The sequence below is a fragment of the Arthrobacter sp. MDT1-49-2 genome (assembly GCF_059090185.1).
Genome location: NZ_JBNHFK010000005.1, coordinates 276,993 through 284,772, shown reverse-complemented (window position 1 = coordinate 284,772; position 7,780 = coordinate 276,993). Strand labels below are relative to the sequence as shown.

The following is a 7,780-nucleotide window of genomic DNA, read 5'->3' as shown; positions in this document are numbered from 1 at the left end:
AACGGGTCCGTGCGGTTAACCCCCGGCTGACATCCTGCAGGAGCGGCGTGGCCGTACTGCCCCGCTGATGTTCAGGATCCGCCGTTTCGAGAGGACGGTTCAGTGCGCAAGGTTTTTCAGGCCGAACTTCATCAGATCGGTGAGGAGTTGACCCAGATTTCTCAGTTGGTCACGGAGGCGATGCGGAAGGCAACGCTTGCCTTCGAGGGTGCCGATATCGAGCTCGCCCAGGACGTGATCGCCGCTGATGCGCGCATCGATTTCCTCCAGAACGACCTGGATGAACGGGCCATTGATGTTCTTGCCCTCCAGGGACCCGTGGCAAGCGACCTGCGCATGATTGTCGGCTCCCTGCGGATGAGCGCCTCGCTGGAGCGCATGGGTGACCTGGCCCGGCACGTCGCCCAGCTCGCCCGGCTGCGGTACCCGGCGAACGTGGTCCCGGACTCCATGGTGGCGACCTTCAGTGAAATGGCCCGCCTGGACATCAGCATTTCGGAACAGCTCACCGAACTGCTGGAGACCCGCAACCTGGAACTGAGCAAGGACATCTACGCCTCCAACAGCCGCATCAACGAGCTGCACGCCGGAGTCTTCAAGTCCATTGCATCCCCGGACTGGAATGTGCCGGCAGTGAGCACCGTGGACCTGACCCTTGCCAGCCGCTATTTCGAGCGGTTCGCAGACCACGGCGTCTCCGTCACCCGCAAGGTCAACTACCTGGTGACCGGGGAATGGCAGCCGCTGTCCGAGAGCGGGATGTAACTCCGCAGCGGCAGGCAGCGGCGCACCGGCGTCGGGCAGTGAACCTCAGCCGCGAAAGGCAGACAGCAAAAGGGCGGTCCCGCGGGACCGCCCTTTTCCTGTTCATTTACCGGCTGACCGGACGCTACTTCTTCTTGCCCTGGTTCGCCACGGCCTTGATGGACGCCGCGGCAGCTTCGGGATCGAGGTAGGTGCCGCCGGCCTTGACCGGTTTGAGGTCCTCATCCAGTTCATAGACCAGCGGAATGCCGGTGGGGATGTTCACGGCGGCAATGTCGGCGTCGCTGATGCCGTCCAGGTGCTTGACCAGTGCGCGCAGCGAGTTGCCGTGCGCGGCGATCATAACGGTCTTGCCGGTGCGGATCTCCTTGGAAATATCGGATTCCCAGTACGGCAGGAAACGCTCCAGGACATCCTTCAGGCACTCGGTGCGGGGCAGCTCGGCCGGGTTCAGGTCCGCGTAGCGCGGATCGTGGGCCTGCGAGAAGTCGCTGTCATCCGGCAGGGGCGGCGGCGGCGTGTCATAGGACCGGCGCCAGAGCATGAACTGCTCCTCGCCGTATTCGGCCAGCGTCTGGGCCTTGTCCTTGCCCTGCAGCGCACCGTAGTGGCGCTCGTTCAGCCGCCAGCTGCGCTTGACGTCGATCCAGATGCGGTCGGCGGCACCCAGGGCCAGGTTGGCCGTGTTGATGGCCCGCTGGAGCCGGGAGGTGTAGAGGATGTCCGGGAGGATATTGTTCTCCACCAGCAGCTCACCGCCGCGAAGGGCCTCCTCACGGCCGAGGTCCGTCAGATCCACATCCACCCAGCCCGTGAAGAGGTTCTTTTCATTCCATTCACTCTGCCCGTGGCGCAGAAGGATCAGTTTGTAGGTCATACCTGCATGGTATCGGAGAGCACACCCGGACGGGGAGGGCGGGAGTGTCTGCGGGCGCAGTATTGCGCGGGGTTCCCCAGGGCACTCCCGGACCCGAGCATCTCGTTGGGGGAACTACCATTATCTGGTGCAAAAACCGCAGAAACCCGTAGGAAATGTGACCCGGGGCACTACAAATCCGAATCGCCTCCGACGGGTTGACCGCTGGCTCGCCGGTCCGGCGCGGTGGCGGCTGCGGCAGGCCGCGGATCCGCTGATCGTGGACCTGGGCTACGGTGCCGCGCCTACCACCGCCGTCGAGCTCCACGGCCGGCTGGGCCGGGTGCGTGCCGATGTGGAAGTGGTGGGCATTGAAATTGATCCGGCGCGCGTCCGCGCAGCCAAACCGCTGGAACGCAGCGGCCTCAGCTTCCGGCAGGGCGGCTTTGAACTGCCGGTGGACGGGCGGAAGCCGGTCATGGTCCGGGCGTTCAACGTGCTGCGCCAGTACGCGGAGGAGGATTATGCCCGGCACTGGGAGATGGTCTGTTCCCGCCTGGCACCGGACGGTATTTTCATCGACGGTACCTGCGATGAGATCGGCCGGCGGGCCACCTGGGTGGAGCTGGATGCGGCGGGGCCGGTATCGCTGAGCATTTCGCTGCGGTTCGGAGATTTTGACCGGCCCTCCGACGTGGCCGAGCGCCTGCCCAAGGCCCTGATCCACCGCAATGTGCCCGGCGAACGGGTCCACTCGTTCCTGCAGGCGATGGACCGCGCCTGGGAGGAGGCTGCACCGATGGCGTCCTACGGCAACCGCCAGCGCTGGATCGCCATGTGCGCAGCGCTTAAGTCCGGCGGCGTGCCCCTGCTGACCGGTCCGGCGCGGTGGCGGCTGGGCGAAATCACCGTGGCGTGGGACGCGGTCCGGCCGGGCTAACCCGCGGCTTGGCCCGGATCAGCGGCCGGGACTACCAGGGGCCGTACGGGCCCTGGCTCCTGCCGCCGCGGGAGCTTCCCATGGCCGGCTTTACATCGGCCAGATACACGCACGCGGCGATCACCGCGGCCAGCTGGAACAGCAGCAGGCTCAGCGGCGAGGGCAGCAGCACGGCGATCACGCCCACCGCGCTGGCACCGCCGGTCAGGCCAAGCCAGAATCCCTTGGTCCGCTTGTAGGCGCGCTCAAACTCGGCGGGTTTGCGCCGCACGCAGTCGAAGAAGGCCCACAGCTCGATGACGAGCGCAATGATGCCGAGCGCCACGTAAAGGTAGTGCTGAATCTGGAACATTAGGAACACAGCGCTAGCCTACCGTGTAAGTGCCTGCTCGAGGTCTTTCCAGAGGTCTTCAAGGTTTTCTATCCCGGTGGAGAGCCGCAGCAGCCCCTCCGGAACGGTATGCGGTTCCCCGGGCTGACGCCGCCGCCGCTCAATCAGGGACTCCACGCCGCCCAGCGAGGTGGCGGGCAGCCAGAGGCTCACGGCTTCGGTGACCTTCTCCGCTGCCGCCGCGCCGCCGGCAACCTCAATGCACAGAATGGACCCAAACCCGGCCATCTGGGCGGCGGCACGGGAATGACCCGGATCATCCGGCAGTCCCGGATACCGGACGCGCTCGACCTGCGGCAGCGTCTGCAGCCGCCGTGCCAGTTCCATGGCGGTTGCCTGCGAGCGCTCAATCCGCAGGGCCAGGGTACGCAGGCCGCGCAGCGCCAGCCACACCTCGAACGGCCCGGCAACGGCGCCGTGCAGCGAACGGTAGCGCAGCAGGCGGGCCAGCAGGTCCGGGTCGGAGGTCACCGTGGCGCCGAGAACGACGTCGGAGTGTCCGGCCAGGTACTTGGTCACCGAATGCACCACGACGTCGGCGCCCAGCGCCAGGGGCCGGGTGACCAGCGGGGTGGCAAAGGTGTTGTCCACCACCACCAGCGCGCCGGCCGCGTGGGCGGCGTCGGCCAGCACCGCGATTTCCGCTACCTCGAGCATCGGATTGGTGGGGCTCTCCAGCCAGAGCAGGGACGCGCCGTCGAGCTGCGCTATGACCTCCGAAGTATCCGCGATATCCACGGTGCGCACGCTGAACCGGCCGTTTTCCGCTTCACCCGCGGCAAGCAGCAGCGACCCCTGGTAGCTGTGCCGCGGCATCACCACCACCCCGCCCGTCGGCACCAGGGACAGGGCCGCCATGACGGCGGCGAGGCCGGAGGAGAAGACCAGGGCCGGCTGCTCGGCGCCTTCCAGGCCGGCGAGCGCTTCCTCGAACGGGTCCCAGGTGGGGTTAGAGTACCGGCCGTAGCCCCGCTCCCCCGGTACCGGTGTCCCGGTGCCGAAGAACGTGGAAGTCAGCACGATCGGCGGATTCACCGGGGCGTCGTGTTCCCGCGGAGGACGGCCGGCCGAGACAACCAGGGTCTCGGGAGAAAGGTCCGCTGCTGGCCCGTTGGCAAAAGTGTGGCTCATGGTGCCAGCCTAAACCGCCGTCCTGCTCCGACGGGTTGCGTGTTACGCCGGGCACCAAAAAGTGTGCCGCCGGAAGGATTGGCGCTTACCGCATATACCCGCTCCTGGCCCGCCAGACTCCCGGACGCGCGCGGCGCTGCGGGGACGCCGTAGCCGTGCCCTTGGCCGCACCCATCCCGCACTCCCGGCCCGGCCTGCCCGGACTCAGGCTTCACAGGTGAACTAGGTAGGCTAGGCGGGTGAGCACTTCTATTCCCCCCGAATCCCGCGGCCTCTTTATTGCCATGGAGGGCGGAGACGGTGCCGGCAAGTCCACGCAGGCATCACGTCTGGCCGCTGCCCTGCAGGAAGCCGGGCATTCGGTCCTGCGCACCCGCGAGCCCGGCGGCACCCCCGTGGGTGAGGCACTGCGTGCCCTTGTGCTGGAGCACGGCAACGGCGAGATTGATGCCCGGACCGAGGCCCTGATTTTCGCTGCCTCCCGGGCCGCCCACGTCCGGCAGGTGATCCGGCCAGCGCTCGCCGCCGGAACCGTGGTGGTTTGCGACCGCTACATCGACAGCTCCGTGGCCTATCAGGGTGCGGGCCGCGGCCTGGGCACCGATACGGTGCGCGGCCTGAACGAGTGGGCCACCGAAGGCCTGGAACCGGACCTGACGGTGCTGCTCGACGTTGATCCCGAACGCGGACGCGACCGCAGGACCGCAGGGCAGGCCGCCGAAGACCGGCTGGAATCGGAACCCGACGCCTTCCACCTGCAGATCCGCCGCGCCTTCCTGGAAACCGCGCAGACGGACCCGGACCGCTATCTGGTGCTCGACGCCGGCCGTCCCGTGGAGGAACTGGCCGAGACCATCCTGCGGCGCGTGGAAGCCCTGCTGCCGTGAGTGTCTGGGAGGACCTGCAGGGACAGGATCCCGTGGTGGAGCAGCTGCGCCGCGGCGCCGCGGAAGCCCGCCCCAACCATGCCTGGCTGTTCACCGGCCCGCCCGGTTCCGGCCGTTCCAACGCCGCCCGCGCCTTCGCCGCAGCCCTGGTCTGTGACCAGGAGGACCCGGCTCGCCGCGGCTGCGGAGAGTGCAAAGCCTGCCGGACCGTCCTGGCCGGCTCCCATGCAGACGTGACCTCCGTGACCACGGAGAAGGTCACCATCAGCATCGACGAGGCCCGCGAACTGGTGCGTAAGGCACAGGACAAGCCGTCCACCGGGCGGTGGCGGGTCATCATTGTCGAAGACGCGGACCGCATGCAGGAACGCAGCACCAACGTGCTGCTCAAGGCCATCGAAGAACCCCCGCCGCGGACCATCTGGCTGCTCTGCGCTCCCAGCCCGGGCGATGTCCTGGTGACCATCCGCTCCCGCTGCCGGCCCGTGGGCCTGCGGCTGCCGCCGGTGGAAGACGTAGCGGAGCTGCTGATCCGCCGCGACGGCATCGATCCGGACGTGGCGCTGGGCGCTGCCCGCGCCGCCCAGAGCCACATCGGCGTAGCCAAGCGGCTGGCCACCGACGAAGGGGCGCGCACCCGCCGGGACAGTATTGTCCGGCTGCCGTTGATGCTGAAGAACGTCTCCGGGGCCATGAAAGCCGCCGCGGACCTGGTGGCGCTGGCGGAAGCCGAGGCGACCAGCTCCTTTGAACAGCGGGACGCTGCGGAGAAGGAAGCCTTGCTCGCGTCCCTCGGGGCACCTGCGGGCGGCACCCTGCCCCCGGCGCTGCGCAGCCAGCTCAAACGGCTCGAAGAGGACCAGGTGCGCCGGGCCAAGCGGTCCAAGAACGACTATTTCGACCGCGCCCTGACAGACCTGCTGTCCTTCTACCGCGACGTGCTGATGATCCAGCTCGGCAGCGGCGGACCGCTGGTCAACGAAGGACTCCGCCGCGAACTGGATGAGTTTGCCGCCTACGGTTCGCCGGAACAAACGCTGATGCGGATGGAAGAGATCAATACGGTGCGCCGCCGGCTGGTGACCACCAACGTGGCCCCGCTGCTGGCCATCGAAGCCATGACGCTGAGCCTGCTGTAATGACCAAACCCGCCATCGGCACGAGCGCTGACCTACCCCGCCAGGAGCATGACATGACCACCGCCCCCGCCCGCCGCCGCTTTCCGCGGCTGGCTGCCGCCGCCGCCTCGGTGGTTCTTCTGGCTGCAACCGCCGCCTGCACTTCCGGTACCGAGTCCGGCACGGAGGACACCGGCAGCAGCGACACGGCCACCACTGCTGCCGCTGATGTCATCGGCAACGTTCCCGAGGACCTGATGGAGTTCTACAGCCAGGAGGTCACCTGGACCGACTGCGAGGGAAGCCTCCGTTGCGCCACCGTGGACGCTCCGCTGGATTATGCGGACCCCGGCGCCGGCACCGTGGAACTTGCCGTGGTGATGGCCGAAGCGGACAAGGACGCCCGGGGCACCGTACTGCTGAACCCCGGCGGACCCGGCGGGTCCGGGTATTCCGTGGTCAGCGAGTACGTGGAGAACGTCACCAGCGACCGGCTGCGCGAGAACTTCAACATCCTTGGCTTCGACCCCCGCGGGGTGGGCCGCTCCACCCCCGTGGAGTGCCTCAGCGACGAAGAACTGGACGAAGCCCGCGCCGAATACGTGGACCCGGGCACTCCTGAGGGGCTGGCCGAGGCGCGGCTCAGCGCCAAGGAATTCGCCGATGCCTGCGCCGCGGAATCCGGCGAACTGCTCGGCTTTGTGGATACCACCAGCGCCGCACGGGACATGGACATCCTCCGCGCCGTCGTCGGGGACCGGAAGCTGAATTACCTCGGTTTCTCCTACGGAACCTTCCTGGGGGCCACCTACGCTGAACTGTTCCCGGAGAATGTGGGCCGCCTGGTGCTCGACGGCGCCCTGGACCCCGCCGCCAGCAACGAGGACATTACGCTCGGCCAGGCTGCCGCCTTCGAAAAGGCCATCCGCGCCTACGTGGAGGACTGCCTCTCGGGCAGCAACTGCCCGCTGGAGGGCAGCGTCGACGAAGCGGTGGAAACCATCCAGGCACTGTTCGCCTCCGTGGAGGCAAGCCCGCTGACCGCTGCCGACGGACGGACCGTCACGGTCTCCACCTTTGTCTCCGGCTTCATTACTCCGCTCTACGACGACGCCAACTGGCCCGCACTGTCGCAGGCGCTTGAGCAGGTGCTGACGGAAGGCGATCCGACGTACATGCTCCGGCTCGCCGATATCAGTGCCGACCGCACCGATGACGGCACCTACGCGTCCAACAGTTTTGTGGTCTTCAACGCCATCAACTGCCTGGACTACCCGATGGTGTCCGACGACGCGCAGATGGCAGCCGACGCACAGGAACTGCAGGCTGCCTCCCCCACCCTGGGCAAGTACCTGGCCTACGGCGGCATCACCTGCGAGGCCTGGCCCTACGCACCCGTGAATGAACCGCATCCGATCAAGGCCTCCGGCGCCGATGATGTGCTCGTCATTGGCACCACCGGCGATCCCGCCACCCCGTACGAATGGGCCGAAGCCCTGGCCGGGCAGATGGAGTCCGCCACGCTGGTCACCCTCGAAGGGGAAGGCCACACCGCCTACGGACGCGGCAGCGAGTGCATCGACAATATTGTCGATGACTACTTCGTGGACGGAACCCTGCCCAAGGAGAACACCGTCTGCTGAGCACCCCGCTCATTTTGACCGCACCCGCCGGTACGTATAAAGTAGTTCC

General features: G+C 67.4%; 8 protein-coding genes. 5 read left to right on the top strand and 3 right to left on the bottom strand.

The features are described 5' to 3' along the window. Positions 1-102: 102 nt before the first annotated feature. A complete protein-coding gene (gene phoU, locus AC5RTS_RS09455; protein WP_493991804.1) occupies positions 103-765 on the top strand; it encodes a phosphate signaling complex protein PhoU in 663 nt (220 codons plus the stop codon). A gap of 124 nt (positions 766-889) precedes the next feature. Here phoU and AC5RTS_RS09450 read toward each other — a convergent pair whose 3' ends face one another. Further along, entirely contained in the window at positions 890-1,642 is a 753-nt protein-coding gene (locus tag AC5RTS_RS09450; protein WP_493991803.1) for a phosphoglyceromutase, read from the bottom strand. Between the two features lie 157 nt (positions 1,643-1,799). Between AC5RTS_RS09450 and AC5RTS_RS09445 the strand changes: the two genes are divergently transcribed. Beyond that, positions 1,800-2,561, top strand: a complete 762-nt coding sequence (locus AC5RTS_RS09445) for a class I SAM-dependent methyltransferase (protein WP_493991802.1) — start codon at positions 1,800-1,802, stop codon at positions 2,559-2,561. A gap of 31 nt (positions 2,562-2,592) precedes the next feature. On the opposite strand, the gene AC5RTS_RS09440 is transcribed toward AC5RTS_RS09445, so the two are convergent. After that, positions 2,593-2,913 carry a DUF2516 family protein gene (locus tag AC5RTS_RS09440; RefSeq protein WP_493991811.1) on the bottom strand — a complete coding sequence of 107 codons (321 nt, stop codon included), beginning with the start codon at positions 2,911-2,913 and terminating at the stop codon, positions 2,593-2,595. An 18-nt stretch (positions 2,914-2,931) separates the two neighbouring features. Continuing rightward, positions 2,932-4,083, bottom strand: coding sequence for a trans-sulfuration enzyme family protein (locus tag AC5RTS_RS09435; RefSeq protein WP_493991801.1), 1,152 nt, complete (start codon positions 4,081-4,083; stop codon positions 2,932-2,934). A 239-nt stretch (positions 4,084-4,322) separates the two neighbouring features. Here AC5RTS_RS09435 and tmk point away from each other — a divergent pair, with 239 nt between their 5' ends. The 3 genes from tmk to AC5RTS_RS09420 are packed head-to-tail and all read left to right on the top strand — an operon-like array spanning position 4,323 to position 7,731. Then, positions 4,323-4,970, top strand: coding sequence for a dTMP kinase (gene tmk / locus AC5RTS_RS09430; protein ID WP_493991800.1), 648 nt, complete (start codon positions 4,323-4,325; stop codon positions 4,968-4,970). Beyond that, positions 4,967-6,109, top strand: coding sequence for a DNA polymerase III subunit delta' (locus AC5RTS_RS09425; RefSeq protein ID WP_493991799.1), 1,143 nt, complete (start codon positions 4,967-4,969; stop codon positions 6,107-6,109). Before tmk ends, AC5RTS_RS09425 begins: the two co-directional genes overlap by 4 nt. Beyond that, entirely contained in the window at positions 6,109-7,731 is a 1,623-nt protein-coding gene (locus AC5RTS_RS09420; protein ID WP_493991798.1) for an alpha/beta hydrolase, read from the top strand. The genes AC5RTS_RS09425 and AC5RTS_RS09420 overlap by 1 nt, the downstream gene beginning before the upstream one ends. Positions 7,732-7,780 lie beyond the last annotated feature (49 nt).

Coding starts and splice junctions, on each gene's coding strand:
- AC5RTS_RS09450 (WP_493991803.1), bottom strand. CDS start 1,642: ATGACCTACAAACTGATCCTTCTGCGCCACGGGCAGAGTGAATGGAAT.
- AC5RTS_RS09440 (WP_493991811.1), bottom strand. CDS start 2,913: ATGTTCCAGATTCAGCACTACCTTTACGTGGCGCTCGGCATCATTGCG.
- AC5RTS_RS09435 (WP_493991801.1), bottom strand. CDS start 4,083: ATGAGCCACACTTTTGCCAACGGGCCAGCAGCGGACCTTTCTCCCGAG.
- AC5RTS_RS09420 (WP_493991798.1), top strand. CDS start 6,109: ATGACCAAACCCGCCATCGGCACGAGCGCTGACCTACCCCGCCAGGAG.